Annotated in this window: 24 protein-coding genes and 1 tRNA gene; 19 read left to right on the forward strand and 6 right to left on the reverse strand. The window is 50.4% G+C overall.

Going from position 1 to position 25,275, the window contains the following annotated elements:
• Positions 1-43: 43 nt before the first annotated feature.
• Positions 44-1,555, reverse strand: a complete 1,512-nt coding sequence (pepA, locus tag BV494_RS19580) for a leucyl aminopeptidase (RefSeq protein WP_104924341.1) — start codon at positions 1,553-1,555, stop codon at positions 44-46.
• 278 nt (positions 1,556-1,833) lie between these two features.
• On the opposite strand from pepA, the gene lptF reads away from it, so the two are divergent.
• Together lptF and lptG are read left to right on the forward strand one after the other, a co-directional pair.
• Entirely contained in the window at positions 1,834-2,928 is a 1,095-nt protein-coding gene (lptF, locus tag BV494_RS19590) for an LPS export ABC transporter permease LptF (RefSeq protein ID WP_104924342.1), read from the forward strand.
• Complete coding sequence (gene lptG, locus BV494_RS19595; RefSeq protein ID WP_104924343.1) at positions 2,928-3,998, forward strand: LPS export ABC transporter permease LptG; 1,071 nt, start codon at positions 2,928-2,930, stop codon at positions 3,996-3,998. The genes lptF and lptG overlap by 1 nt, the downstream gene beginning before the upstream one ends.
• A gap of 73 nt (positions 3,999-4,071) precedes the next feature.
• Here the strand turns inward: lptG and ampH are convergent, their stop codons facing one another.
• The gene (gene ampH / locus BV494_RS19600; protein WP_104924344.1) at positions 4,072-5,211 is read right to left on the reverse strand and encodes a D-alanyl-D-alanine-carboxypeptidase/endopeptidase AmpH; all 1,140 of its coding nucleotides are present in this window, start codon (positions 5,209-5,211) and stop codon (positions 4,072-4,074) included.
• 219 nt (positions 5,212-5,430) lie between these two features.
• Between ampH and BV494_RS19605 the strand changes: the two genes are divergently transcribed.
• From BV494_RS19605 to BV494_RS19645, 9 genes are all read left to right on the forward strand, one after another.
• Positions 5,431-5,515, forward strand: a tRNA-Leu gene (locus BV494_RS19605).
• Positions 5,516-5,713: 198 nt separating this feature from the next.
• Complete coding sequence (locus tag BV494_RS19610) at positions 5,714-6,985, forward strand: tyrosine-type recombinase/integrase (protein ID WP_104924345.1); 1,272 nt, start codon at positions 5,714-5,716, stop codon at positions 6,983-6,985.
• 361 nt (positions 6,986-7,346) lie between these two features.
• Positions 7,347-7,586, forward strand: coding sequence for an HTH-like domain-containing protein (locus BV494_RS19615; protein ID WP_104924346.1), 240 nt, complete (start codon positions 7,347-7,349; stop codon positions 7,584-7,586).
• A 39-nt stretch (positions 7,587-7,625) separates the two neighbouring features.
• The gene (locus BV494_RS19620) at positions 7,626-10,073 is read left to right on the forward strand and encodes a type I restriction-modification system subunit M (RefSeq protein ID WP_104924347.1); all 2,448 of its coding nucleotides are present in this window, start codon (positions 7,626-7,628) and stop codon (positions 10,071-10,073) included.
• Positions 10,073-11,329: a restriction endonuclease subunit S gene (locus tag BV494_RS19625; RefSeq protein ID WP_104924348.1), complete on the forward strand. Its 1,257-nt coding sequence runs from the start codon at positions 10,073-10,075 to the stop codon at positions 11,327-11,329. The genes BV494_RS19620 and BV494_RS19625 overlap by 1 nt, the downstream gene beginning before the upstream one ends.
• A 12-nt stretch (positions 11,330-11,341) precedes the next feature.
• Positions 11,342-11,998, forward strand: a complete 657-nt coding sequence (gene darT, locus BV494_RS19630) for a type II toxin-antitoxin system toxin DNA ADP-ribosyl transferase DarT (RefSeq protein WP_104924349.1) — start codon at positions 11,342-11,344, stop codon at positions 11,996-11,998.
• A complete protein-coding gene (darG, locus tag BV494_RS19635; protein WP_104924350.1) occupies positions 11,995-13,062 on the forward strand; it encodes a type II toxin-antitoxin system antitoxin DNA ADP-ribosyl glycohydrolase DarG in 1,068 nt (355 codons plus the stop codon). The genes darT and darG overlap by 4 nt, the downstream gene beginning before the upstream one ends.
• 20 nt (positions 13,063-13,082) lie before the next feature.
• Positions 13,083-16,178, forward strand: a complete 3,096-nt coding sequence (locus tag BV494_RS19640) for a type I restriction endonuclease subunit R (protein WP_104924351.1) — start codon at positions 13,083-13,085, stop codon at positions 16,176-16,178.
• Entirely contained in the window at positions 16,178-16,894 is a 717-nt protein-coding gene (locus BV494_RS19645) for a M48 family metallopeptidase (protein WP_104924352.1), read from the forward strand. Before BV494_RS19640 ends, BV494_RS19645 begins: the two co-directional genes overlap by 1 nt.
• Positions 16,895-16,970: 76 nt before the next feature.
• On the opposite strand, the gene BV494_RS26450 is transcribed toward BV494_RS19645, so the two are convergent.
• The 4 genes from BV494_RS26450 to BV494_RS19665 form a co-directional block, all read right to left on the reverse strand.
• Positions 16,971-17,177, reverse strand: coding sequence for a DUF7828 domain-containing protein (locus tag BV494_RS26450; protein ID WP_104924851.1), 207 nt, complete (start codon positions 17,175-17,177; stop codon positions 16,971-16,973).
• A 187-nt stretch (positions 17,178-17,364) separates the two neighbouring features.
• On the reverse strand, positions 17,365-17,532 hold the full coding sequence (locus tag BV494_RS19655; RefSeq protein ID WP_104924852.1) for a helix-turn-helix transcriptional regulator: 168 nt from the start codon (positions 17,530-17,532) through the stop codon (positions 17,365-17,367).
• 37 nt (positions 17,533-17,569) lie between these two features.
• Positions 17,570-18,190 (reverse strand): inovirus Gp2 family protein, encoded by a 621-nt coding sequence (locus tag BV494_RS19660; RefSeq protein ID WP_104924353.1) that lies wholly within the window; start codon positions 18,188-18,190, stop codon positions 17,570-17,572.
• 664 nt (positions 18,191-18,854) lie between these two features.
• Positions 18,855-19,064, reverse strand: coding sequence for a helix-turn-helix transcriptional regulator (locus BV494_RS19665; protein WP_104924354.1), 210 nt, complete (start codon positions 19,062-19,064; stop codon positions 18,855-18,857).
• Positions 19,065-19,526: 462 nt separating this feature from the next.
• Between BV494_RS19665 and BV494_RS19670 the strand changes: the two genes are divergently transcribed.
• From BV494_RS19670 to BV494_RS19705, 8 genes are all read left to right on the forward strand, one after another.
• Positions 19,527-20,252, forward strand: a complete 726-nt coding sequence (locus BV494_RS19670) for a hypothetical protein (protein WP_104924355.1) — start codon at positions 19,527-19,529, stop codon at positions 20,250-20,252.
• Positions 20,253-20,479: 227 nt separating this feature from the next.
• On the forward strand, positions 20,480-21,370 hold the full coding sequence (locus BV494_RS19675) for a GTPase family protein (protein ID WP_226789989.1): 891 nt from the start codon (positions 20,480-20,482) through the stop codon (positions 21,368-21,370).
• 247 nt (positions 21,371-21,617) lie between these two features.
• Positions 21,618-22,172: a hypothetical protein gene (locus BV494_RS19680; RefSeq protein ID WP_104924356.1), complete on the forward strand. Its 555-nt coding sequence runs from the start codon at positions 21,618-21,620 to the stop codon at positions 22,170-22,172.
• Positions 22,173-22,820 carry a hypothetical protein gene (locus BV494_RS19685; RefSeq protein WP_226789990.1) on the forward strand — a complete coding sequence of 216 codons (648 nt, stop codon included), beginning with the start codon at positions 22,173-22,175 and terminating at the stop codon, positions 22,818-22,820.
• Positions 22,821-23,002: 182 nt separating this feature from the next.
• Positions 23,003-23,482 carry a RadC family protein gene (gene radC / locus BV494_RS19690; RefSeq protein ID WP_004707123.1) on the forward strand — a complete coding sequence of 160 codons (480 nt, stop codon included), beginning with the start codon at positions 23,003-23,005 and terminating at the stop codon, positions 23,480-23,482.
• Between the two features lie 11 nt (positions 23,483-23,493).
• Positions 23,494-23,829 (forward strand): type IV toxin-antitoxin system YeeU family antitoxin, encoded by a 336-nt coding sequence (locus BV494_RS19695; protein WP_104924357.1) that lies wholly within the window; start codon positions 23,494-23,496, stop codon positions 23,827-23,829.
• 62 nt (positions 23,830-23,891) lie between these two features.
• The gene (locus tag BV494_RS19700; protein ID WP_104924358.1) at positions 23,892-24,260 is read left to right on the forward strand and encodes a TA system toxin CbtA family protein; all 369 of its coding nucleotides are present in this window, start codon (positions 23,892-23,894) and stop codon (positions 24,258-24,260) included.
• Positions 24,261-24,387: 127 nt separating this feature from the next.
• Entirely contained in the window at positions 24,388-25,218 is an 831-nt protein-coding gene (locus tag BV494_RS19705) for a DUF4942 domain-containing protein (protein WP_104924855.1), read from the forward strand.
• Positions 25,219-25,275 lie beyond the last annotated feature (57 nt).

A 25,275-nucleotide genomic window follows, 5' to 3' on the forward strand; every position in this document is an offset into this window, starting at 1 on the left:
TCCAGATCCTGATGGGGGAATTATACCTTATTTAGCGAATGAATCATTCATCGCCATCAAGGCCAGCGCGGTTCAGCAGGAACTGCGCCAGAAGGGCGACCGGACGACCGGTTGCGCCTTTGTTTTTCCCTGAACGCCATGCAGTACCGGCAATGTCCAGATGTGCCCAGCTGTATTTGCGGGTGAAGCGCGACAGGAAGCAACCGGCGGTGATTGCACCACCCGCACGGCCACCGATGTTTGCCATATCCGCAAAATTAGAATCCAGCTGTTCCTGATATTCATCCGCCAGCGGCAGACGCCACGCGCGGTCCCCGGCCTGTTCGGACGCGCCGATCAGTTCGTGTGCCAGCGGATTGTGGTTCGAGAGCAGACCGGTGATGTGATGACCAAGGGCAATCACGCAAGCGCCGGTCAGCGTGGCGACGTCAATCACCAGCTCAGGATCAAAACGTTCGACGTAAGTCAGCGCATCGCACAGCACCAGACGGCCTTCGGCGTCGGTATTCAGCACTTCAACGGTCTGGCCAGACATGGTCGTCAGAATATCGCCCGGACGGAATGCCTGTCCGCCTGGCATGTTTTCACAGCCCGCGAGCACGCCAATTACGTTGAGCGGCAGATTCAGTTCAGCCACTACACGCATCGCGCCGTAAACCGCTGCGGCACCGCACATGTCGTACTTCATTTCATCCATATCCGCGGCGGGTTTAATGGAAATACCGCCTGAATCGAAGGTCAGACCTTTACCGACGAGCACGATAGGCTTAGCGTCCGGATTGGGATTGCCCTTATATTCCATCACTGACATCAATGATTCGTTCTTCGAACCCTGACCGACGGCCAGATACGCGTTCATCCCCAGCTCTTTCATCTGCTGCTCGCCGATAACGCGCGTGGTGATGTTGGTGCTGAAGGCATCGGCCAGCTGGCGTGCCTGCGACGCCAGATACGCGGCGTTACAGATGTTCGGTGGCATATTGCCGAGATCTTTTGCGGCTTTGATACCGGCAGAAACCGCCAGTCCATGGGAAATTGCGCGCTCGCCGCTGGTCAGTTCACGGCGGGTCGGCACGTTGAAGACCATTTTACGCAGCGGACGGCGGGGTTCGGTTTTATTGCTTTTCAGCTGATCGAAGGTGTAAAGCGATTCTTTGGAGGTCTCGACCGCCTGACGCACTTTCCAGTAAGTATTGCGCCCTTTAACGTGCAGCTCGGTGAGGAAGCAAACGGCTTCCATAGAACCGGTGTCGTTCAGGGTGTTGATCGTTTTCTGGATCACCTGTTTGTACTGGCGCTCATCCAGCTCACGCTCTTTGCCGCAACCAATCAGCAAGATACGCTCGGAAAGGATATTCGGTACATGATGCAGCAACAGGGTCTGGCCCACTTTGCCTTCAAGTTCGCCACGGCGAAGCAGGGCGCTGATGTAGCCATCACTGATTTTATCGAGTTGTTCTGCAATCGGTGACAGGCGGCGAGGTTCGAAAACGCCGACTACAATACAGGCACTGCGTTGTTTTTCCGGGCTACCGCTTTTTACGCTGAACTCCATGCACTCTCCTGAATCTTAAAGACAAGGGCGGGAGGTACGGCTAGAATGAGTCGCCGGAGACACTCTCCCGTCATTGTGTTAACGACCTGTGTTAACCTTAAACGGCGTTAGTTTTTATTTTGGCGGCTATAAGCAAGTTCCTATAGGACACCCCAAATCTCGGTGTTGTAATACTATTTTAGCTGCGAAGGTTGCCATATGATGAGAATAAATGACGGATTAGCGATGAAACTAGCGATTTTCCTTCAAAAAGACAAGTTTTCACAGGCGTATTAAGCGTGATCATCATTAGATATCTGGTTAGGGAAACCTTCAAGAGCCAATTTGCCATTCTGTTCATTTTACTCCTCATCTTCTTCTGTCAGAAGCTGGTCAGAGTGCTTGGAGCAGCGGTCGATGGCGATATCCCAACAAATTTAGTTCTGTCACTTCTGGGGTTAGGTATTCCGGAAATGGCGCAGCTTATTCTTCCACTCAGCCTGTTCCTCGGTCTGCTGATGACGTTCGGCCGGTTATATACCGACAGCGAAATTACCGTCATGCATGCGTGCGGCCTTGGAAAACGGTCACTGGTCATCGCAGCGCTGGTTTTGGCGCTGTTTACATCAGTTTTCGCCGGGATTAATGCCATCTGGCTTAGCCCCTGGTCGTCAAAACATCAGGACGCGGTTCTGGCGGAAGCGAAAGCTAACCCAAGCATGGCGGCGATGGTTGAAGGCCAGTTCCAGCAGGCGCAGAACGGCAATGCGGTTCTGTTCGTCGGCAGTGTAAAAGGCAAAGAATTCCATAACGTTTTTCTCGCGCAGTTACGCCCGAACGGCAACCAGCGTCCTTCTGTTGTGGTGGCGGATAAAGGCCATATGCTGCAACGCGCGGACGGCTCACAGCAGGTGATGCTCGACAAAGGCACGCGCTATGAAGGCACCGCGCTGCTGCGTGATTTCCGCATCACGGACTTCACCGATTACCTGGCTGTTGTCGGGCATCAGGCCGTTCAGCTTGATTCCAACGAGTCTGACCAGATGACAATGTCACAACTCTGGCATTCCGCTGAGCCCGATGCCCGCGCAGAGCTGAACTGGCGTTTAACGTTAATTGTTTCAGTCTTTATCATGGCATTACTGGTGGTTCCGCTCAGCGTAGTGAACCCGCGTCAGGGGCGCGTACTCAGTATGTTGCCGGCCATTTTGCTGTACCTGATTTTCTTCCTGCTGCAAACCTCGCTGCGCTCAAACGGCGCGAAAGGTAAGCTGGATCCAATGATCTGGATGTGGGGGACGAACCTGCTCTACTTCGGGCTGGCAATGGTTCTGAATGCATGGGATACCTTGCCGGTTCGTAAGGTCCGCGCGCGTCTGAGAGGAGCTGCCTGATGTTTGGCGTATTAGACCGGTACATTGGTCGCACTATCTTTAACACCATCATGATGACGTTGTTCATGCTGGTGTCGCTCTCGGGCATCATCAAATTTGTCGATCAGTTGCGTAAAGTCGGGCAGGGTGGATATTCCGCTGCGGGCGCGGGGTTGTATACCCTGCTGAGTGTGCCAAAGGATGTCGAAATCTTCTTCCCGATGGCCGCATTGCTCGGTGCATTACTGGGGCTGGGCACACTGGCCACGCGCAGTGAGCTGGTGGTGATGCAGGCTTCCGGTTTTACCCGTATGCAGATTGCCGCGTCGGTGATGAAAACCGCGATCCCGCTGGTGTTACTGACCATGGCGATCGGCGAGTGGGTCGCGCCGCAGGGCGAACAGATGGCGCGTAACTACCGTGCGCAACAGATGTACGGCGGTTCGCTGCTTTCCACCCAGAACGGTCTCTGGGCGAAAGATGGTCATGATTTTATCTATATCGAACGTGTGGCGGGTGAAAATGAGCTCACCGGCGTCAACATCTATCATTTCGATCAAGAGAATAAGCTTCAGTCGGTGCGTTACGCGTCTTCAGCGACCTTCGATAAAGGTGTGTGGAATCTTTCTCAGGTGGATGAATCAGACCTGACGGATAAACTGCAAATCACGGGTTCGCAGACGCTGACCGGCGTGTGGAAAACGAACCTGACACCCGACAAACTGGGCGTTGTCGCACTCGACCCGGACGCGTTATCGATAAGCGGCCTGCATAATTACGTGAAGTATCTGAAGCAAAGCGGGCAGGAAGCTAAACGGTATCAGCTGAACATGTGGAGCAAGATTTTCTCGCCTCTGTCAGTTGCCGTTATGATGCTGATGGCGCTCTCGTTCATCTTTGGCCCGCTGCGCAGCGTGCCGATGGGTGTGCGTGTCGTGACCGGTATTTGCTTCGGTTTCCTGTTCTACGTGCTCGACCAGATTTTCGGCCCGTTAAGCCTGGTTTATAACATTCCGCCGATCCTTGGCGCATTGTTACCGAGCGGATTGTTCTTCGTCATCAGCATGTTCTTACTGCTGAGAAAACGCTAAATCTGAGCATCCGGATAAACAAAAAGCAGGCAGTGCCTGCTTTTTTTACGCCTGTAGTCTGGCTTCGCCGTCATCAGATCTCGTTATTACGCACCAGATCGGCCACCAGATCGTTCACGCCATCGCTCATATTTTTGAACTTGGTCAGTTCGCTGCGGGTCACGACCACAAAGACGCCCACGCCGCGCTGCGGAACCATCGCGACATACGTGATAAAGCCGCCGCCACCACCGGTTTTCTGAATAATGCGTGGGAGCAACGGCGTTGGCGCCATCGTTACCCAGCCCATTCCCAGTGAATCTGCCATGCCCGGCACGTCCATCCCTTTCAGCGAGACCAGATCGGTACGCTTGTAATACATCTTCTGCGCCATTTCAGCCGTGGTGGTGCGCTGCCCGAGGAACTGACGCATCCAGCGGCTCATATCTGCAGGCGTGGAATAAATGCCACCGCTGCCCGCGGCTGCAATGGTGTTAATGCAAGGGCTTGGACGCAGACCCTCCATCAGGCGCGAACACTGGCTGGCGTTCGGCGTCAGGGTCGTGTCCACCATGCCTAGCGGCTGCGTTATCTGATCGCGCAACAGTTGCGTATACGGCTGATTGGCGGCTTTCGATAACGCATCAGAAAGCAGGTCAAAGGCCAGGTTGGAGTAAGCCGCGCGCGCGCCAGGCGGAGTTGTCATTTTGGCCACGCTCAGCCAACTCCAGCGATCGCTTTTTGTCGGCCAGGTAAAGACCGCGCGATTCGCCGCGCCGCCCGGCTGCTCACGCGGCAGGCCGCTGGTGTGCGTCGCCAGATTCAGCAGGGTAATTGGATTTGTGCCGCTATAAGAAGGCACACGCGCACCGGCTGGCGCGTATTTACGCAACGGATCGTTAATGCTGACTTTACCCTGCTGCGCCATTTTGACCAGCACTTCGCTGGTAATCAGCTTGGTCAGGGAAGCAATACGAATGACAGAGTCTTCACGCGGACGCATTTCAGAGCCGGGACGCGTCTCCCCAAAACTGCGGAAAACCTGCTGATTGTTATCCACCACCACCAGCGCCATTCCCATCGCGCCGCTGCCGTAAAAGATGTGTTCTGCATGGTCATCCACGACCTGCGACGCCAGACGCGCATTTTGCTGCGCGTGGCTCCATAAAGGCGTACTGGCAAAAGCCAGCGCGAGGAGCGAAAGGGAGAGTTTTTTCAACAAACGGGTATCCATCAACAGGCCATAAACTATTCGTGATTTGTATACTAATGCGAAGTTTAAAAATCGGCATTGGAAAAACGAGCACAAACGGAAGATTTTTGTCAGCAAAACCCCGCCGCCCTGCGGCTGATGTCTGTTTTTTCAACACTTAAACCGAACAACGCCGGATAACTATTGCGTGACCGGCTGGGCTGGGTATAATGCCCACGTTTTCCGCATACTACTTTCAGTGCCGAAGTGGCGAAATCGGTAGACGCAGTTGATTCAAAATCAACCATCGAAAGATGTGCCGGTTCGATTCCGGCCTTCGGCACCATTAGTATGTAAATAGACCTCAACTGAGGTCTTTTTTTATGCCTAAAATCCAGTCCCCGCAAGGCTCCTCTCGCTTTTTCAGTCAACATAAGTCAACCTGATTCAATCTACATCAACTTACTGATGTGGGTACAATTGTGGGTATATCCCGCTTCGATAATGTTTGTACCCACACAGAACCTTTGAAAGGATATTCAACATGGCTCTGAGTGATGTGAAGGTTCGTACAGCCAAGCCTGAAGCTAAAGCGTATAAGCTCACAGATGGCGACGGCATGGTGTTGCTGGTTCATCCTAACGGTTCAAAGTACTGGCGCTTACGTTATCGCTTTGATGGTAAGGAGAAGATGCTGGCGCTGGGCATATACCCAGAAGTAACGCTTGCTGATGCCAGGGCGCGACGTGATGAAGCTCGTAAGCAGTTAGCGAACGGCATTGACCCTAGTGATAAAAAGAAAACAGATAAGATCGAGCAAGCTGAAACTCGGACATTCAAAGAAGTTGCGATTGAATGGCATGCCACCAATCAAAAGTGGTCAAAGGATCATAGCAATCGTGTTTTGAAAACCCTGGAGGACTACCTCTTTCCTACTATCGGTAAATGCAATATCACCGAACTTAAAACCTGCGATTTGCTGGCGCCCATTAAAGCCGTAGAGAAGTCAGGTCGTCTTGAAGTAGCTTCTCGTCTTCAGCAGCGTACGACAGCAATCATGCGCTATGCCGTACAAAGCGGTTTGACCGATTATAATCCCGCGCAGGAAATGGCTGGAGCTGTCGCTACAGCAAAACGGCAACACCGTCCCGCCTTAGAACTTAGCCGTACTCCTGAACTCCTTCATCGTATCGACACCTACACCGGCAGACCGCTCACTCGTTTGGCTATAGAGATGACATTGCTGGTCTTTATCCGTTCAAGTGAGTTGCGTTTCGCCCGCTGGTCAGAGATCGACTTCGAGACAGCCATGTGGACGATACCGGCAGATCGCGAACCATTGGAAGGCGTTAAGCATTCTCACCGTGGATCTAAGATGCGAACGCCGCACCTGGTCCCCTTATCTCGTCAGGCCCTTGCGGTCCTTGAGAAAATAAAACGGCTAAATGGCAATCGCGATTTAATTTTCGTTGGCGATCATGACCCGCGTAAACCGATGAGTGAAAACACGGTAAACAATGCACTTCGGGTAATGGGCTACGATACGAAAGTAGAAGTCTGCGGTCACGGTTTTAGAACCATGGCATGTAGTTCTTTAATCGAGTCAGGGATGTGGTCAAAGGATGCGGTAGAACGGCAGATGAGCCATCAGGAGCGTAACTCTGTACGTGCGTCTTACATTCATAAGGCAGAGCACTTGGATGAACGCAGGCTAATGCTGCAGTGGTGGGCTGATTTTCTGGATGCGAATCGAGAAAAAAGCTTTTCTCCTTTTGATTATGCAAAAACCAATAACCCATTAAGTCAGAATAATTAACTATGCAAGAAAGCTGATAGCAATAGTTGGATCTAGCAGATTGAGTTGATTTAATCGGCTTTACGGGCATAGCCGCATCCTGCGATGCCCCATTCAGCTATCTAGCAACGATGGTTGGATGAGGCATAAAAAGATGTAAATGTGTCATAGTCACAAATAAGGAATATCTTCAGGAAACTGACCCAGGAATTTGATTTCGTAGACGCCAGTGAGAAAATCTCGATGGCTGATTTGCCCCAATATATTTTCTTTGCTCGAAAACCGTACAATCAGAGCCGCTGAACGTTTTAATCATTGAACCTGATGTCAGATTTAGCTAATTTAGCTAAATTAGCTATTACGTCCATGGATGCCAGTCGTTATGAATGAAAACGAAATATACCATTGTATCCAGCAAGCGCTATCCGGAGCACCACGTAACCAATACACCGTCGAGCTGCATCTGCAAATGATCAAGTATGCTGACGAGTTGGAACACATTACGGCAAAAGCCTTTTGCGAAGGTACCGGCCTGAGCCAGAGCCTCGGTACTGAATTCAGCAAAATGCGTAACTTAACCCGTCGGCTGAAAGCAGCCGGTCTGAACACCGATCTGCTGTAACCCGCTTACGGCACCTCATCGCGCGAAACGAGATATTTAATGGCTATCAAAAAAACCGAACTCTATTCCTCCTTATGGGCAAGCTGCGACGAACTACGTGGTGGGATGGACGCCAGCCAGTACAAAGACTATGTGCTGACCCTGCTGTTTATGAAGTACGTGTCCGACAAATATAAAGGCGACCCCGATGGCATTATCCTTATCCCAAAAGGGGCAAGCTTTGACGATATGGTCGCGCTGAAGAACGATAAAGAAATCGGCGATAAAATTAATATAATCATCCAAGCGCTGGCTGAAGAGAACGGTTTGAAAGGCGTCATCGACGCAGATTTCAACGATGAAGACAAGCTAGGCAAAGGCAAGGAGATGGTTGACCGCCTGACAAAACTGGTCGGCATCTTCGAGGGGCTGGATCTGTCGGGCAACCGGGCCGAAGGAGACGATCTGCTGGGTGATGCCTATGAGTATCTGATGCGTCATTTCGCCACCGAATCCGGTAAAAGCAAGGGCCAGTTTTACACGCCTGCGGAGGTGTCGCGTATTCTGGCGAAGGTGATCGGCATTACCACCGAAACACCGCAGGACGCCACGGTGTACGACCCCACCTGCGGCTCCGGTTCGCTGCTTCTCAAAGTTAGCGATGAAGCTCGACGCGGGCTGTCGATCTATGGGCAGGAAATGGACAACGCCACCTGCGCGCTAGCACGGATGAACATGATCCTGCACAACAATGCTACTGCCGCAACCACTATCTGGCAGGGCAATACGCTTAGCGATCCGCAGTGGAAAGAGGCTAACGGCAGGCTGAAAACCTTCGATTTCGCCGTGGCGAACCCGCCATTTTCCAATAAAAACTGGACCAGCGGACTGGATCCGAAAAAAGATCAGTTTGAACGTTTCGTCTGGGGCATCCCACCGGAGAAGAATGGCGATTACGCCTTCCTGCTGCACATTATCAAAAGCCTGAAAAGCACTGGCAAAGGGGCGGTGATCCTACCGCACGGCGTGTTATTCCGCGGCAACGCCGAGGCGAATATCCGCGAAAACCTTATTAAACAGGGCTATATAAAAGGCATTATCGGCTTACCGGCCAATCTGTTTTACGGCACCGGCATCCCAGCGTGCATTATCGTGATTGACAAAGAGCATGCCCACAGCCGTAAAGGCATTTTTATGATCGACGCTAGCCGAGGCTTTATCAAGGACGGCAATAAGAACCGCCTGCGCAGCCGGGATATTCACCGCATTGTGGACGTGTTTAACCACCAGCGCACGGTGCCCGGTTACAGCCGGATGGTGCCGTTAAGTGAAATTGCCAGCGAACAAAATAATTACAACCTGAATATCCCCCGCTATATCGACGGTGGAGAATCGGAAGATCTGCACGATCTGACCGCGCACTTACAGGGCGGTATTCCGGCGCGCGATGTTGATGACCTACAGGACTACTGGCGGGTGTTCCCTGCCCTGCGCGACGTGTTGTTTGCCAATGATCGCCCTGGCTACTGTCGGGCGCAGGTAGAGGCCCAACAGGTGAAGCCGACCATTCTGTCGCATCAGGAATTTAAGGATTTTGCCACCCGTAGCCTATTGCCGTTTAAGGCGTGGGTGAAAGAGGCGGCGCTGAATGAGATCGGTAAGGGCGATAAACCCAAGGCTCTGATCCACGATCTCGGCGAGATGCTGCTGGCGCAGTATGCCAACAATGAACTACTGAATAAATACAGCGTGTACCAGATCCTGATGGACTACTGGGCCGATGCGATGCAGGACGATGTCTACGTGATCACGCAGGACAGCTGGCAAGCCGCCGCGCAAATTCGCGAACTTCAGCCGGTGAAGGGCAAGGATGGCAAAAACGTCTGGAAAGAAGCGCACGATTTTGAGTTTGACAAGCGACGCTACAAGGCTGACGTGCTGCCCCGTTCACTGGTGGAAATTCGCTGTTTCCCGGAACTGCTGGGCGCGCTGAACCATGCACAGGAACGCAGTGATGAAGCCAGCAGTCAGTTAGCCGAGTTTATCGAGGAACTGGCCGGGGAAGAGGATCTGCTGGCCGAGGCGAAGAACGACAAGGATAAGGTGACGCAAAAACTGGTCAATACCCGCCTTGCCCAGTTGAAGAAAACCACCGCCGACCCGGATGAGCTGGCGGCACTGACCCGCAGCTTAGCGCTGATTAAAGCAGAGGCGAATGCGAAAAAAACGCTGAAAGCCGCTCAGGATGAGCTGGACCGCGCGGTGTTTAAACACTATCCCGCACTGGATGAAGCAGCGCTCAAAGCGTTGGTGGTGCAGGATAAATGGCTGGCTACGTTGCAGGCCGGGATCAAGGCGGAGATTGAGCGTATTACCCAACAACTGGCAGAGCGTGTGAAAGAACTGGAAGAGCGCTATGCCGAGCCCCTACCGGCGCTTGAGGCGTCTGTTAAAGCGTTGAGCGAGAAGGTGGCCGGGCATTTACGGACAATGGGGCTGGTGTGGTGATGGTGGATTTAATGGTAGATGAACGGCAGTCGGGAATGGCTGGGAAAGGGGGGCCTGCGGGTTGGCTCCAGTGCAACCTGGGGGATGTACTGACCTTACAACGTGGTTTTGATTTGCCTCAACGTTTAAGAAAAGAAGGTGACATTCCCATTATTTCTTCATCTGGAGAAAGCGGATGGCATGACCGAGCTATCGTTTCACCGCCGGGTATAGTGACAGGGCGATACGGTACTATTGGCGAAGTATTTTTAATTGATAGGCCTTTTTGGCCGCTCAACACAACGCTTTATGTCCGTGAATTCAAAGGTATTACTCCCTCTTATGCATACTTTTTACTTAAGACGGTGGATTTCCAGTCTCACAGCGGTAAAAGCGGTGTGCCGGGTGTTAACCGTAATGATATACACCAAGAAAATATTCTATTACCTCCGATAAAAGAGCAAATCGCAATATCTGACATTTTGTCAAATGTTGATGAGTTAATTAGTGTCTTAGAAAGATTACTTGCCAAAAAACAGGTCATCAAAATTGCTACTATGCAGCAACTACTGACGGGTAAAACCCGTTTACCAAAGTTTGCATTGCAGGAAGATGGTACTGTTAAGGAATGCAAAGAAAGTGAATTAGGAGAAATACCCGAAGACTGGGATATTTCAACCTATGGTGAGGTATTCTCATTTCTGTCCACATCAACAAATGCAAGAAGCGATCTTTCTGAGACCGGAGAGTACGGATATATTCATTATGGTGACATTCATACAAAGTGGAATAACAATATGAATGTAGAGAATAATACTATCCCCAGAATATCAAGCGATTTGGTATCTTCTTCGTTTATCGAAGATGGTGATCTTATTATGGCTGACGCCTCAGAAGACTATACTGGCATAGGGAAAAGCATTGAAATTCAAGGTGTAAGGGATAATAAAATAGTTTCGGGATTACATACCTATTTATTACGTGATGTGAACAATATATTTGTAGACGGTTTCCGGGGCTACCTGCATTGCATTCGTGCCGTTAAAGCTAACATTGACCGACTGGCAACTGGTATGAAAGTCTTTGGGGTATCGAAGAACAACCTGAAAACAATCTCTATCCCTGTTCCTCCAAAAGAAGAACAAACCGCCATCGCCGCCATCCTCTCCGATATGGACAAGGACATTCAGACTCTGCAACAGCGTCTGGACAAAATCCGCCAACTTAAACAGGGGATGATGCAGGAACTGTTAACCGGGAAAACCCGCTTAATATAGAAGGGAACGCACATGGCTTATGACTACAGCGCTAATCTCAACCCCGAAAAAGCCCTGATCTGGCGCATTGTCCATCGGGACAATATCCCGTGGATCCTGGACAACGGTCTGCACTGTGGCAACAGTCCGGTGCAGGCGGAAAACTGGATTAATATCGGTAACCCGGAGCTTATCGACAAACGTGCCGGACATCTGGTACCTACCGGAACGGGAGGGACGCTGCATGACTATGTGCCGTTTTACTTTACTCCTTTCTCGCCAATGCTGATGAATATTCGCAGCGGGCGTGGCGGCATTAAGCAGCGCCCCAATGAGGAAATCGTCATTCTGGTCAGCAGCCTGCGACACTTGGCGGCGCAGAAGGTCCCCTTCGTCTTTACCGACAGCCACGCCTACTATAATCTGGCAAATTACTATACCGATCTAAACAATCTGCATCGGATCGACTGGCCCATCTTACAAGCGCGGGATTTCCGTCGCGATCAGGACGATCTTGGCAAGTTTGAACGCTATCAGGCTGAGGCGTTAATCTGGAAGCACTGCCCAATCACACTGCTGGGCGGGATGATTTGTTACAACGATGGCGTCAGGTTACAATTAGAGCAGTGGATGTCACAACGCAATCTGTCAATGCCCGTTCACACACGGGCCGGGTGGTACTTCTCATGATCGCATATACACAAGGCAATTTACTGGACGCGCCCGTGGAAGCACTGGTGAATACGGTTAATACCGTCGGCGTCATGGGTAAAGGCATCGCGCTAATGTTCAAAGAGCGCTTCCCCGATAATATGAAAGCCTATGCTCTCGCCTGCAAACAAAAGCAGGTCATGACCGGCAAGATGTTTATTACCGAAACCGGCGAGCTGATGGGGCCGCGCTGGATCGTCAACTTCCCAACCAAGCAGCACTGGCGCGCCGACTCCCGCATGGAGTGGATTGAAGACGGCTTGCAGGACCTACGCCGCTTTTTGAGCGAAGAGAAAGTGCAGTCCATCGCCATTCCTCCACTGGGCGCAGGCAACGGTGGCCTGAACTGGCCGGACGTCCGGGCGCGGATTGAATCTGCGCTGGGCGACCTTCGGGACATAGAAATCCTGATTTATGAGCCTACCGAAAAATACCAGAACGTCGCCAAGAGCACCGGCGTAAAAAAGCTCACACCCGCCAGAGCGATGATCGCTGAACTAGTGCGCCGCTACTGGGTGCTGGGCATGGAGTGCAGTTTGCTGGAAATCCAGAAGCTGGCATGGCTGTTACAACGCGCTATTGAACTGCACCAGCAGGAGGACGTGCTTAAGCTGCGCTTTGAGGCGCACAATTACGGTCCCTTCTCCCCCAACCTGAACCATCTGCTTAACGCGCTGGACGGCACCTATCTGAAAGCCGAGAAACGCATCCCGGACAGCCAGCCGCTGGACGTGATCTGGTTTAACGATCGGGAAAAAGAACACGTCAACCTCTGGCTGAACAACGAGGCCAAAGAGTGGCTACCGGCGCTTGAGCAGGTCAGCCAGTTGATTGACGGCTTTGAATCGCCGTTTGGTCTGGAGCTGCTGGCGACCGTTGACTGGCTGCTGACCCGAGGAGAATGCCTGCCCACGCTGGATTCCGTGAAAGAGGGGCTGCACCAATGGCCTGCGGGTGAACGCTGGGCCAGCCGTAAGATGAAGCTGTTTGATGATAATCATCTTCAATTCGCCATAAACCGCGTGATGGAGTTCCATTGCTGAACATTTAGGGAGAGCGCTCTTTGAGTACCATAGGCCAGCGCGAACGCGCCACACAGCAGCGTCTGATTGAGTTTTTTGTTAACGATTTAGGATACCGCTATTTGGGGCGGAGCGCTGGATATGCCGGTGACAGCAATATCGACACGGACATACTGAGCGCATGGCTGAAACGGCGTGGCGTTAGCGATACGCTGACTACACGCGTGCTTCGGCAACTGGATTCCGCCGCCGCGCTGGGCGAAGGCAAGAAGCTGTATTACGCCAATAAAGAGGTCTATCGCCTGCTGCGTTACGGCGTGAAGGAGAAGGAAGGCGCGGGCGAGCAGAATCAGACTGTGTGGCTGATTGACTGGGCGCATCCTGAAGCCAATGATTTCGCCATCGCCGATGAGGTGACGATAAAAGGTGAATACAGCAAGCGCCCGGATCTGGTGCTGTACGTTAACGGTATCGCGCTGGGCGTGATTGAACTTAAACGCTCTTCAGTCCACGTCAGCGAAGGCATCCGGCAGAATCTCGACAATCAGAAGAAAACATTTATCCGCAATTTCTTTACCACCATGCAACTGGTGATGGCGGGTAACGATACGCAGGGGTTGCGCTACGGCACCATCGAAACGCCGGAAAAATATTATCTGGAATGGAAAGAAGAAAATACTGATGCATACACGCATAGGCTCGACTTCCATTTAAGCCGCCTTTGCAACAAATCAAGGCTGCTGGATATCATCCATAACTACATGGCCTTTGACGTTGGGGTGAAAAAACTCTGTCGCCATAATCAGTTCTTTGGCGTCGAGGCGGCTAAACAGCATATTGCCCGTCGTGAAGGCGGGATTATCTGGCACACGCAGGGATCGGGTAAAAGCCTGACGATGGTCTGGCTGGCAAAGTGGATCCGCGAAAATGTGCCGAATTCACGCGTGTTGATTGTGACCGATCGCACCGAGCTAGATGAACAGATCGAAAGCGTGTTTATGGGTGTGGATGAAGATATTTATCGCACCTCTAGCGGCAACGACCTTATTGCGACGCTTAACCATCCGAACCCGTGGCTCATCTGCTCTCTGGTGCATAAGTTTGGTCGTCGTAGCGAGGCGGAAGACGCTGCGGCAACCGACGACTTCATCACCGAGTTGCAGCAATCCCTGACGAAAACGTTCCGCGCCAAAGGCGACCTGTTTGTCTTCGTGGATGAGTGCCACCGCACGCAGTCCGGCAAGTTGCATAACGCGATGACCGCCATTCTTCCGGAAGCTTTGTTTATCGGTTTTACCGGTACGCCACTGATGAAGAAAGATAAAAAGAAATCAGTGGAGGTGTTCGGCCCTTATATCCACACCTACAAATTTGATGAGGCAGTGGCCGACGGGGTGGTGCTGGATCTGCGCTATGAGGCCCGCGATATTGACCAGTATCTGACGTCTGAGAAAAAGGTCGATGACTGGTTTGAAGCCAAAACGCGTGGCCTGTCGAACTTAGCCAAAACCCAGCTTAAACAGAAGTGGGGCTCAATGCAGAAACTGCTTTCCAGCAAGTCGCGGCTGGAGCAGATCGTTAACGATATTCTACTGGATATGGACACCCGACCGCGCCTGATGGATGGACGCGGTAACGCTATGCTGGTATGCAGCAGCGTGTATCAGGCCTGCAAGGTTTTTGAGATGTTTAGCCAGACCGATCTGGCGGGAAAAGTGGCGATTGTAACCAGCTTCCGTCCTGATGCGGGCAGTATCAAAGGTGAAGAAACCGGCGCGGGCCTGACTGAGAAGCTATTTAAATTCTCGACCTATCGCAAAATGCTGGCCGACTATTTTGAGCAAAGCGAAGAGAAAATTGCCGGGCGTATTGCCGAGTTCGAGCGGGACGTTAAGCAACGCTTTATTAATGAGCCGGGTCAAATGCGTCTGCTTATCGTGGTGGATAAGTTATTGACTGGTTTTGATGCGCCGTCTGCTACCTATCTCTATATCGATAAAACCATGGCAGACCATACGTTGTTTCAGGCGATTTGTCGGGTAAACCGGCTGGATGGGGAAGATAAAGAATACGGCTATATTATCGATTATAAGGATCTGTTCCGTTCGCTGGATAAGGCGATAACCGATTATACCACAGGCGCGTTTGACGATTATGACCGAAATGATGTTGATGGCCTGCTGAAAAATCGTCTGGAGCAGGCGAAGCTGGATCTCGACAGCGCGCTGGAGGTGGTTCGTAGCCTGTGCGAGCCAGTTAAGGCACCACGTATCTTGCAAGACTACCAGCACTATTTCTGCGGCCAGTCGGGGGAGAACCAGACTACACTGGGCGAAAAAGAAGCACTGCGCCTATCGTTCTATCAGAACGTCGCCCGTCTGTTACGCGCTTACGCCAGCCTGGCGAATGAAATGCCGGAAGCAGGTTATACCGAAGGAGAAGTGGAAAGCATTCGTGCCGAAGTCACTGAATTCGAGAAGCTGCGCTATGAGATTAAACTGACCAGTGGCGATCTACTGGACATGAAATGCTTTGAACCCGCCATGCGACACTTGCTGGATATGTACGTTCGCGCCGACGGTAGCGAAGTGCTGATGGATTTCGAAGAGCTAAGCCTGATTGAGTTGATTGTCGAAAAAGGCGCTGCAGCGACCGCCGCTCTGCCGGATGATATCCGCAATAATGAGGATGCAATGGCAGAAACCATCGAAAACAACGTGCGTAAAACCATCGTGGATGAAAACCCTGTTAACCCGAAATACTACGGGCGCATGTCGCTATTGTTGGATGAGCTGATTACCCTTCGCCGCCAGAATGCGCTTGATTACCAGCAGTATCTGGAACGCATCCGTGATTTGTGCAAACAGATCATTCGTCCGGAGCAAACCGGTGGGGCATCCTACCCAAGTACCATGGATACGCAGGCGAAGCGCGCGTTCTATGATAACTTCGGCCATGACGAGGTGCTGGCAACCCGTATTGATACGACGATCCGCTATACCAAAAAAGCGGAGTGGATTGGCGATCGTTTTAAGGAACGGGAGCTTGCCCGTGCGTTGCGCGAAGAAACCGCCAGTTATAACGTCAATATTGATGATGTTCTTGAGCTTGCGCGCAAGCAGAAGGAATACCACTGATGCCGATCATGCAGATGGGCGCGTTGCGCTTGCAGGTTAATCGTAAAGCGATTAAAAATCTGCATATCAGCGTACTGCCGCCCGATGGTAAAGTCCGCGTTTCTGCCCCGGAACACATGACAGAAACAGCGATACGGATGGCGGTCGCGTCCCGCTTTCGCTGGATTAGAAAGCAGCAGCAGGATTTCGCCAGACAGCCGCGTCAGTCCGAGCGGGAGATGGTCAGCGGAGAGTGCCACTATCTTTGGGGCCGTAAATATCGCCTGTTTGTGATTGAGCGTCAGGGACGCCATGAAGTGAAAGTTGCGGGGAATAATAAACTCCAGCTTTATGTCCAGCCGGGAACCAGCAATGAAAATAAGGAACTGGTATTAACCGATTTTTATCGGCATGAACTAAAACGACAGGTTGCCAAATTATTGCCTGAATGGCAGGCCAGAACTGGCGTTACCCAAACGTTCTGGGGTATCAAAAAGATGAAAACCTTTTGGGGCACCTGTAATACCACCACAAAGCGGATTTGGCTCAATCTGGAGTTGGTCAAGAAGCCGCCGGAGTGTTTGGAGTACATCCTGGTGCATGAACTGGTTCATCTACTGGAGCGTCATCATAACGAACGCTTTCGTCTGCATATGGACCGGTTTATCCCCAACTGGCGCGATCGCCGAGATTTGTTAAATAAGATGCCGCTGGCGTTTGAGGCGTGGGAATATTGATTAGTTCTTGCTGTGTTCGGGCGTTTGTTACTATTTGAATTTCTGTCACAGGTTTCACAGACGGACAGTGCTGCTGCTAATTCTCCGTGGGATTGCCGTGAGTATATTCAAACCACGGTCGTTCAGTGCCATACTTCGGATGGTATCGCCGCTTGTTACAGCAGAGGTTACAGGTATAACGGTTGTAAGGTGTGTTCCCCGCGGTTCTGGTACCGGTCAGATGACCGGTACCCTCAAGGGTAAGAAAGATTTGACGTACAAAAGATAAGCTCCTTGGTGCCAGGAAGCACGCAGGTGTGTTCTATCCATTGATGGGGAGACTGATGCGGAACATTTGACAGGTTGGATTCAGATAAGGCGTTGAGAGTCGTTGTAATGCGTGTCAGGAGGATCGCTGTTGACTCAGTTGCGTTTACGACTACTACAGGTTAGCGACGCGAGACTGAATGTGTGTTGTGCGTAACACATCGTCATTCCCCGCGTGAATCTGCGATACGTTGCTGCATCCAGCTCTCCACCTTGCTTTTACGCCAGCGGGAACTGCGCCCCAGCTTGATGGGTTTCGGGAACAGACCGTCCCCAATCAGTTTGTAGAACCACTTATCTGTAAGCTGCGTAAAGCCAGTGATAAACGTCATATCGACAAGCTGATCGTTTAGCAGGGATGTGTCTGTGTTATTTGACACTTCCCCCGAATGAGCGTTCTTCCTTGTCGTAAACCTTGGTGTGTTCTTTGGCAAAGTAGCTCAAGTGTCTCCATAATCCCAGGTACTGTTGCCCAAAGCGGTCCACCCGAAGACTCTCCAGATGGTGTGGCGTGTTGTTGAAGGAAACCAGCGTTCTGTACTCAGGGAAATCGAGTAGACCTAATGCACTTAGCCAGGCCTCGCTGATGTAGCTCCCCAGATTATGGTCTACCTTTGAATAATCCCCTAAGCCATGAAAGGTATCTTTGTTTACGAATATCGCTGCGTGATAGTGAGATTTACCGCTGGTCCCCACCTCACGCACCCAGGCGTATCTCAGGTCCGTTGGACACACCTGAGACTTTTCCCGTTTACGTCGTTGCTGATGGGCTGTTATACGCGCCCTCAGCGCCCCTGTGAAGCGTTCCATTAAACCAGTCTTCAGATTAGGGGCACAGACAATACTGTCACCTGTATCGCGGTACTCAGGCAGTCTGAGTACGAAGGTGAAAACGGATGTTCTGGCGTGGGCTTTTGTCGCTTTGTTGATGACTTCAGTAATACGACTCATATAGTCAGAGTTCAGGGGGCCAAATTTACTGTTGGTCATGAAGCTTGCTCCTGTGGGTATATTTCAGACGTGCGCAGGCCCTGCCAAAGCAAATGGCAGTGATGGATGCACGAATGAGAGTTAAGGTATCATTAGGTCGAAAAGCATGGTGCCGTAGGGTTTTTATCAACTGTCGCTAATGTGAAACTTGACAATGAATGCTCTTGCTGGTTGATATTTATTTGATACTGAATAGAGGTGGATTTAGTGATTGGTGCTCATCACGCTTTAATGCCTTATTATGAACTGTAGGCTGTTTTTTTACAATTTACGGTGTTTGCAGTAGCCCGTAAATTATATTTCACCATGTCTTTTATAATGGGCGCGAAATATTACCACCAACATGGTGAGTATAATTGAATTTAATTTATGTCTTTTTATTGGTTGTCTTTCTTATGTTTAATTACCCATTCCTATATATTTTATATAATATATATACTGTATTTAAACTGGTGCCAATTACTTTATAGTTCCTTGTAGGGGGTGCTCTGATATATTTTTTGCTGCTTAGCTTTTACTCCAGGGTTATCAATTCAGAACATAAAATAAAACTTTGTTTTCTGAAAAACAGGGAGCGTTCATTAAACCACTCCTGCTCAATCCATTTTTGGCTTCTGCCAGACCATCACTGGTGATGGTACAGCCTTCCTTTTTACAGACATACTCAGTTACCACGCGAGTCAGTTATACGCTGCTGCATCCAGGTTTCCACTTCGCTCCTTAGCCAGCGGGAACTGCGGCCCAGCTTGATGGGTTTGGGGAATCGTCCTTCGCTGATGAGTTTGTAAAACCATTTATCACTGCATTGAGTGTAGGCCGTAATGAATGTCATATCGACAAGCTGGTCGTTCAGCAGAGCAGGGGATGTGTTCATGGGGATATCTCCTTTACGTTAAAAGTGAAAGGAGGAATGACTGGTTCTCAGTGTTGTGTTGCAGCCTTCCTCAGGTGATGGAAGGCTGTGTAAAAAAATAATGCGTCCTCTGGGGGGCCCTGCCTGCCAGGCATTTCCAGGAAAGAGTCTCCCTTTGTCTGGATGCGCCCTGCCAGATGATCAGAACCCGAACTTCCCAAAAGAAGAGATGTTCCGGTGGATGACCAGGCGCTCGGGCTACAGGACAGAAAGACATTCTTAGGCCAGATTGTTCCGGTTGTGGTCTCAGGCCTTCAAGCCATGTACGGCTAAAAAGCGTCATACAACCTATTTTTATATTATATTGAATACAAACAACTTATTGAAAAGTGGGTCACTAATGGTAACTTACTTAATGAAATGATACTTTTAATAAAGTAACCTACTTGTGATTGTTTTTTGTTCATTGAAGGATGCTGATATATGGCGAGTAAGCACAAAATTACGGCTTATACTTCTGATACGCGCTTATACGAGTGGGCAACGAACGCGGCAGAAAAGAAGGGGATGAAAAGGTCTGCCTACCTTGAGTCGCTGATACGGGAGGAAATGCATAGGCAGAAGGTGGAAACAGGGGATACCTCACCCCGGCTAAAAGCACAGTTCACCATCTTTGAAAACTTCACTCCGCGAGAAGAAATACTGAGCGCCTATGCCAGCGTTAACTATGATGCAGACGCTGAGCTTCAGGCTAACTTTCTTATGCAACCAATGACTAATCCTCAGGAAAAGGCAAAAAACTTCCTTTCCTGGTTAGAGCAAAAAGCCCATGCAAATATTTCTGCTGACTTTTACCTGGAAGCTTTAAATAAATATATTCGGGCACCTGACAGTGAGTATCATACTGTCTTTCTGAAAACGTGCTTCAGGGGATGGATTATCAAAGATGAGAAAAAAACGTCATTGCTCTGTAACTCTCAGACAACCTATTTGCCGCTTCTTGTGACGGAGGCGTTATGGGATAAGTATGATGGCCGTTATGATTTCTTTAACATCCGGTACCTCAGGCAGGCGGATATGATTAAAAGGAAAACGGAAAGAATTTTTTCAGACAAGTATATCGGGGCCGCGCTCATATTTGAAAAACAACATCAGCATAAAGACTCTGGTGGATTTTTATCCCGGTATTACGTAACCCGGTTTCACTGAAACAAAGGTTAATCTCACCACCTCTGATGAAGAGGTTTGGCAGCGCGAATTGTTTATTCACCGGTGTGGGATCGGGCAATAACAAAGAAAGATTTTTCCTCAAGGGACTGGAACACATCAGGGAGCGTTAATCCTGCAATTTCAATAATTTTTCAGACAGACATTACCTTCATAAATACGGCAGTCCGTACCGCTGCCGCCTGGTTATCTAATTCACGGAGGTCGATGTGTCAGACAGTACCCTTATCGGGCAAATTCCTGAGGTCCCGAAACAATCCCTATCCCGTCTCCCCGGCGTTCTGTCGGATGAGCTGGTAGAACGTTTGCTCCAGTGTGTTCACTACGAACCTGTGATTGGCATCATGGGAAAGTCGGGAGCGGGTAAATCCAGCCTATGTAATACGCTTTTTAGGTTTCCTCCTGCCAACGTGGATGCGGTAAAGGGGTGTACCCGTCGTGCTCAACAGTATAAAACCTCTGATGGTCTGCATGCTCTCAACATTATTGATTTCCCGGGGATCGGTGAAACACCCACGCTTGATAAGATGTATGCCCATTTGTACCAACACTGGCTGAACAGGCTGGATCTGATTGTCTGGGTGCTGAAAGCTGATGACCGTGCCTGGAGTGACGATATTCGTTGTTATCGGCAGTTGGTTTCACAGGGCGCAAAACCCGCCCACTTTCTGTTCGTCCTCAGCCAAGCCGATAAAATAGAGCCTTGCCGAGAATGGGATACTGCTACCCACCAACCTTCTATGCGGCAGCAGCAGAACCTACGGGAAAAAGTGACTCAGGTGAATACCGTATTTTCTCCTGTTCATCCTGTCTTGGCGGTTTCTGCCTCTGAAGGTTTCAACATACCTCGGTGGGTCGAAACCCTAATCACCGTTTTACCCGACAAAGCCAGCAGTGCGGTCACTCGTCAACTTGAGCCTGAGTATCGGACGGAGAAGGTGACCAACACGGCACAGGAGGGTTTTACCCGCGTTGTAGGTGATATCTTTGACGAAAGCGTGGAAGCCCTGCTGGCATCTCACACATTAAGAAAGTGGCTAAAACAAGTCCGCTCTCGACTGCTCTCTCTGGCCAAATTGCTCTGGCATCGCTTCTTTTAACGCCTATCTAAAAACCTGCCCTGTGTTCGATCTGTTTCGCCGATCGAACATAGATTAATCATAGATTTTAACTATTGGTTGTTGCTTAATGATCGATAATAACGATAGGTTTCAACGATCGGTTTCGGTTTATTGATCTTCACTAACGATTATCCCTCCTCTTTACATCCCGATACGATCCCCTCGCTGGGGAGGTCGTTTAATCCCACTGTTTTCTAATTAATTATTAATAAAGGAATATTTCTCTATGTTGAAACCTTACCCGTTTCTCAAGCAAGACACCTACGCCTGGTGCTTATCCATTGGCCTTCCGGTTATCTGGGGTCTCTCCGCTATCTTCCTCCCACAGAAGGTAGCACTTGGCCTTTATATGCTTTGCTCCCTGGTCTGGGTGCTCCTCGACCGATTGAACCTGTTTAAACAGGAGAAAACTGCCCCTTCACTGGGGTGGTTTCTGCTGCCGATGGTCTACCTGCGTCAACGTGACGAGCGTCAGGGGAAGCCCTGGCGCTTGTTACAGGTATGGCTGATTTGCACCGTGTTATCAGCCGTGGCTGGTAATCATTTTAAAACGCAATCGGGTACCGAAGGGCTGGCGCAAAGTGCCTGTCCGGTGGTGACTAAAATCCTGCAGCGTCAGGGTATCGAGGAGCACTGTATCCGTATCACAGATATCAAGGAGGAGGTGGCTGGGCGTTTTTATCAGGCTCAGGCTTTGCTGAATACCGGCTCAAAAGAGCCGCTGACGATAGAAGTGCGCTCAGGCGGGAATATTTATGTCACGCTAACGGATTCGGAATAAGTGATTTTTATCAAAGAGATGATGAACATGAAAAAAATGATAATGATGTTTACTCTGTTGGTCAGCGCTCTGTTGAGCCAGGCCGTATGCGCAGCGGCTTATGATCCCAAGCCGGTAGAATACCGGAATGTGGTGGCTGACAACGTACAGGTTGAGCATGACGGTATTATGGGTGGCGTTGATGAATTTATCATCACCGGCAGGAAAGGGGGGATTACGGAGAAATTCAGGCTCACCTGCAACGCTGATGAAGCGCGTTTGAATATCTTGTATTACTTGAAAGATATCTATGGTGATAAGGCTGATGGGGCAACGGGAATGACCCTGCAGTATTACCCGGCAGGGGCTCATCAAATGAACATCAGCATCGATCATCCCGATACGCTGATGGATAGTCTGCTGACAGCCAATTTGGCACAGGCTGTTTCAAAAATGCTGGATCACAAGACTGGAACCTTTGTTTTTCACTTCTACCATAATGACAGCAGCTTCGATCATGTCCCTCTGGCGTACAGCTTCCAATACCCTGCGAAATTGCTGGCCCCAGCTCTTGGGAAGGCATTGGTTGATGCTAAGGCTACATCATGCGACATCAAATCAGGCAATAGTCAGTTATCACCACTCAAGCGCCTTGTTGATCACCAATAGCTAATTGAATAACGCCATCATTCTGCTACTTACTTCGAGCCCTGTCGCTGATCGCGATGGGGCTTTTTGTATTAAGGAGCCGAGATGATCTATTTCAAGCAGTTTCCTACGCTACTGCTCAATGAGCCCTGAATACAGCGCCATCATGCATACGAACGACTGAAAACAACGGGAAAAACTTCATGAACTTAACCTTATCCCCGGTGGTCACTGAACTGCCATTAAGTACGCAGCGTACTGTCAAACGTGCTCTGTTCTTGCTGGAAACACATCTGCGTGAACCGGGTACCTCATTCACGTCACTAGGTACCGTCAGCGATTGGCTGCGATTGCGAATGGCGAGGCTGGAGCGCGAAGTGTTTATGGTGCTCTGGCTGGACAATCAGCATCGATTGTTGGCCCACGAAACGTTGTTCACCGGCAGTATCAACAGTACCGAGGTCCATCCTCGTGAAATCGTGAAAGCGGCACTGCAACACAATGCTGCTGCGGTGCTTCTGGCGCATTGCCATCCCTCCGGCCACGCTGAGCCCAGTGTTGCCGACCGGCAAATCACCGGCAAGATTAAAGATGCACTGGCACTGGTTGAGGTCAGGATGCTGGATCACTGTATTGTCGGCGGCATGACGGTGTATTCGTTTGCTGAGCACGGCTTGTTATAGGGGGAGAAACGATGCCATCAATCATTACCTCAGCCTGGGGACTTAAACGCAACTTTACTCCGCAGTTTGGTGCCCGCTTGGTACAGGAAGGCGACCGGCTGCATTTTTTGGCTGACCGTGCCGATATTAGAGGGACCTTCAGTGATGCGCAGGTACGTGATTTAGATGACGCCTTCCCGAAGTTCATCAACCATCTGGAACTGATGCTGCTCTCCGGTGAACTCAATCCCCGTTATCAACACTGCGTCACGCTTTACCACAAGGGACTAACCTGTGAAGCCGATAGTCTGGGTTCACACGGCTATGTGTATCTCGCCATTTATCCTACACCCCAATCCACTGCATAAATCTTCGCCTTTTATATCTATCGGTTTCCCCCTTTCATCTAGCTAACGACGAGATAACCCACATGCAGACCTTACCTGTCACCCCGAAACGGGCGGCTTACGCTTGCCCATCACCCGTTGTTGTCTGGCAATCCATGCTTACGTATCTGCTGGAACAGCATTACGGATTGGCGCTTAACGATACCGAGTTCAGTGATGACGCGGTGATCCACGAACATATTGATGCCGGTATCTCTCTGGCTGATGCGTTGAATTTCACGGTGGAAAAGTTCGACCTGGTTCGCATCGATCGCCGGGGGTTCTCCTGCCAGGAACAATCACCCTTCATCACGGCTATCGATATTCTCCGTGCCCGTCGAGCCACTGGCCTGATGGCCCGTATGGGTTACCAGACCATCACCTCAGTTATCCGGGGCGAAAAGCAGGCATGAGCCTGTCCGGATTACTGCTGGCATGCTGATTACCGGCGTCCAGTGCAGTACAGCCCACAATGAACACTATCACTACCCAACACCCGCCCTTAAACCGGCGGGTGTTGGCGTTTATGGAGAAAAAAATATGCAGACTGAACCCGAGGTTTTAACTGACCATACAGAGGTGATTCGTTCCACCAGCATCGAACGCGTTGTGTCCGGACGTAATGCCGCTCTGGCGCAGATTGAAGCCCTTATTCACCAGCTTGAAGATATCTCGGTCATCACTAACAGCATCGGTGGAGGAATAGCAAGATATTGGGCCATGCGACAAGATTTCCGCTGCGGTTGCTGGCTGATGGAAAAAGCAGAAACGGCCATGCCAGTGATCACCCGCAATCTTGATCGCGATGTATGGCGGGATCTGATGAAGCGCTCCGGCATGCTCAGTTTGATGGATGCCCAGGCGCGTGACCAATGGTACAGAAACCTTGAGGGAGACAATATTCCTGCCATCAACGAAGCCAACATACTCAGTACCTTTGAGCAACTGCATCAGAGCAAAGATGAGGTATTCGAGCGAGGGGTGGTCAACGTATTTAAGGGGCTTTCATGGGATTACAAAACTAACAGCCCATGTAGTTTTGGCAAAAAGATCATCATCAATAACCTGGTGACTCACAATCGCTGGGGCTTTAGCCTAAACTGGGGCTGGCGTCGTGATCAGTTAGCCGATTTGGAAAGGATGCTATTTCTGCTGGACGGAAAACCGATACCTGACAACCGAGGCGACATAGCTACCCGACTCATGGAACATGTGCGTGACAAGCCCGGCCAACAGTTCTACGAAGATGATTACTTTAGTATTCGATATTATCAGAAGGGCACAGGGCATTTGACGTTTAAGCGCCCAGAGCTAATCGACAAGATGAATGACATCATTGCGAAGCACTATCCGGGGACATTAGCGCGATAGTTGCGCGGAGTTTTGACGCCCTTGGATAACAAGCATATGATCCGTCGTAATTTCTTT

Source organism: Rahnella sikkimica (assembly GCF_002951615.1).
GTDB lineage: Bacteria > Pseudomonadota > Gammaproteobacteria > Enterobacterales > Enterobacteriaceae > Rahnella > Rahnella sikkimica.

Excerpts from the sequence above, each read along its gene's own strand:
- BV494_RS19625 (WP_104924348.1), top strand. The coding sequence starts at position 10,073 with ATGGTGGATTTAATGGTAGATGAACGGCAGTCGGGAATGGCTGGGAAA.
- BV494_RS19645 (WP_104924352.1), top strand. The coding sequence starts at position 16,178 with ATGCCGATCATGCAGATGGGCGCGTTGCGCTTGCAGGTTAATCGTAAA.
- BV494_RS19665 (WP_104924354.1), bottom strand. The coding sequence starts at position 19,064 with ATGAACACATCCCCTGCTCTGCTGAACGACCAGCTTGTCGATATGACA.
- BV494_RS19620 (WP_104924347.1), top strand. The coding sequence starts at position 7,626 with ATGGCTATCAAAAAAACCGAACTCTATTCCTCCTTATGGGCAAGCTGC.
- BV494_RS19660 (WP_104924353.1), bottom strand. The coding sequence starts at position 18,190 with ATGACCAACAGTAAATTTGGCCCCCTGAACTCTGACTATATGAGTCGT.
- darT (WP_104924349.1), top strand. The coding sequence starts at position 11,342 with ATGGCTTATGACTACAGCGCTAATCTCAACCCCGAAAAAGCCCTGATC.
- lptG (WP_104924343.1), top strand. The coding sequence starts at position 2,928 with ATGTTTGGCGTATTAGACCGGTACATTGGTCGCACTATCTTTAACACC.
- BV494_RS19655 (WP_104924852.1), bottom strand. The coding sequence starts at position 17,532 with ATGACGTTTATCACTGGCTTTACGCAGCTTACAGATAAGTGGTTCTAC.
- pepA (WP_104924341.1), bottom strand. The coding sequence starts at position 1,555 with ATGGAGTTCAGCGTAAAAAGCGGTAGCCCGGAAAAACAACGCAGTGCC.
- BV494_RS19700 (WP_104924358.1), top strand. The coding sequence starts at position 23,892 with ATGCAGACCTTACCTGTCACCCCGAAACGGGCGGCTTACGCTTGCCCA.
- ampH (WP_104924344.1), bottom strand. The coding sequence starts at position 5,211 with ATGGATACCCGTTTGTTGAAAAAACTCTCCCTTTCGCTCCTCGCGCTG.
- darG (WP_104924350.1), top strand. The coding sequence starts at position 11,995 with ATGATCGCATATACACAAGGCAATTTACTGGACGCGCCCGTGGAAGCA.
- BV494_RS19705 (WP_104924855.1), top strand. The coding sequence starts at position 24,388 with ATGCAGACTGAACCCGAGGTTTTAACTGACCATACAGAGGTGATTCGT.
- BV494_RS19695 (WP_104924357.1), top strand. The coding sequence starts at position 23,494 with ATGCCATCAATCATTACCTCAGCCTGGGGACTTAAACGCAACTTTACT.
- radC (WP_004707123.1), top strand. The coding sequence starts at position 23,003 with ATGAACTTAACCTTATCCCCGGTGGTCACTGAACTGCCATTAAGTACG.
- BV494_RS19610 (WP_104924345.1), top strand. The coding sequence starts at position 5,714 with ATGGCTCTGAGTGATGTGAAGGTTCGTACAGCCAAGCCTGAAGCTAAA.
- BV494_RS19680 (WP_104924356.1), top strand. The coding sequence starts at position 21,618 with ATGTTGAAACCTTACCCGTTTCTCAAGCAAGACACCTACGCCTGGTGC.
- BV494_RS19670 (WP_104924355.1), top strand. The coding sequence starts at position 19,527 with ATGGCGAGTAAGCACAAAATTACGGCTTATACTTCTGATACGCGCTTA.
- BV494_RS19615 (WP_104924346.1), top strand. The coding sequence starts at position 7,347 with ATGAATGAAAACGAAATATACCATTGTATCCAGCAAGCGCTATCCGGA.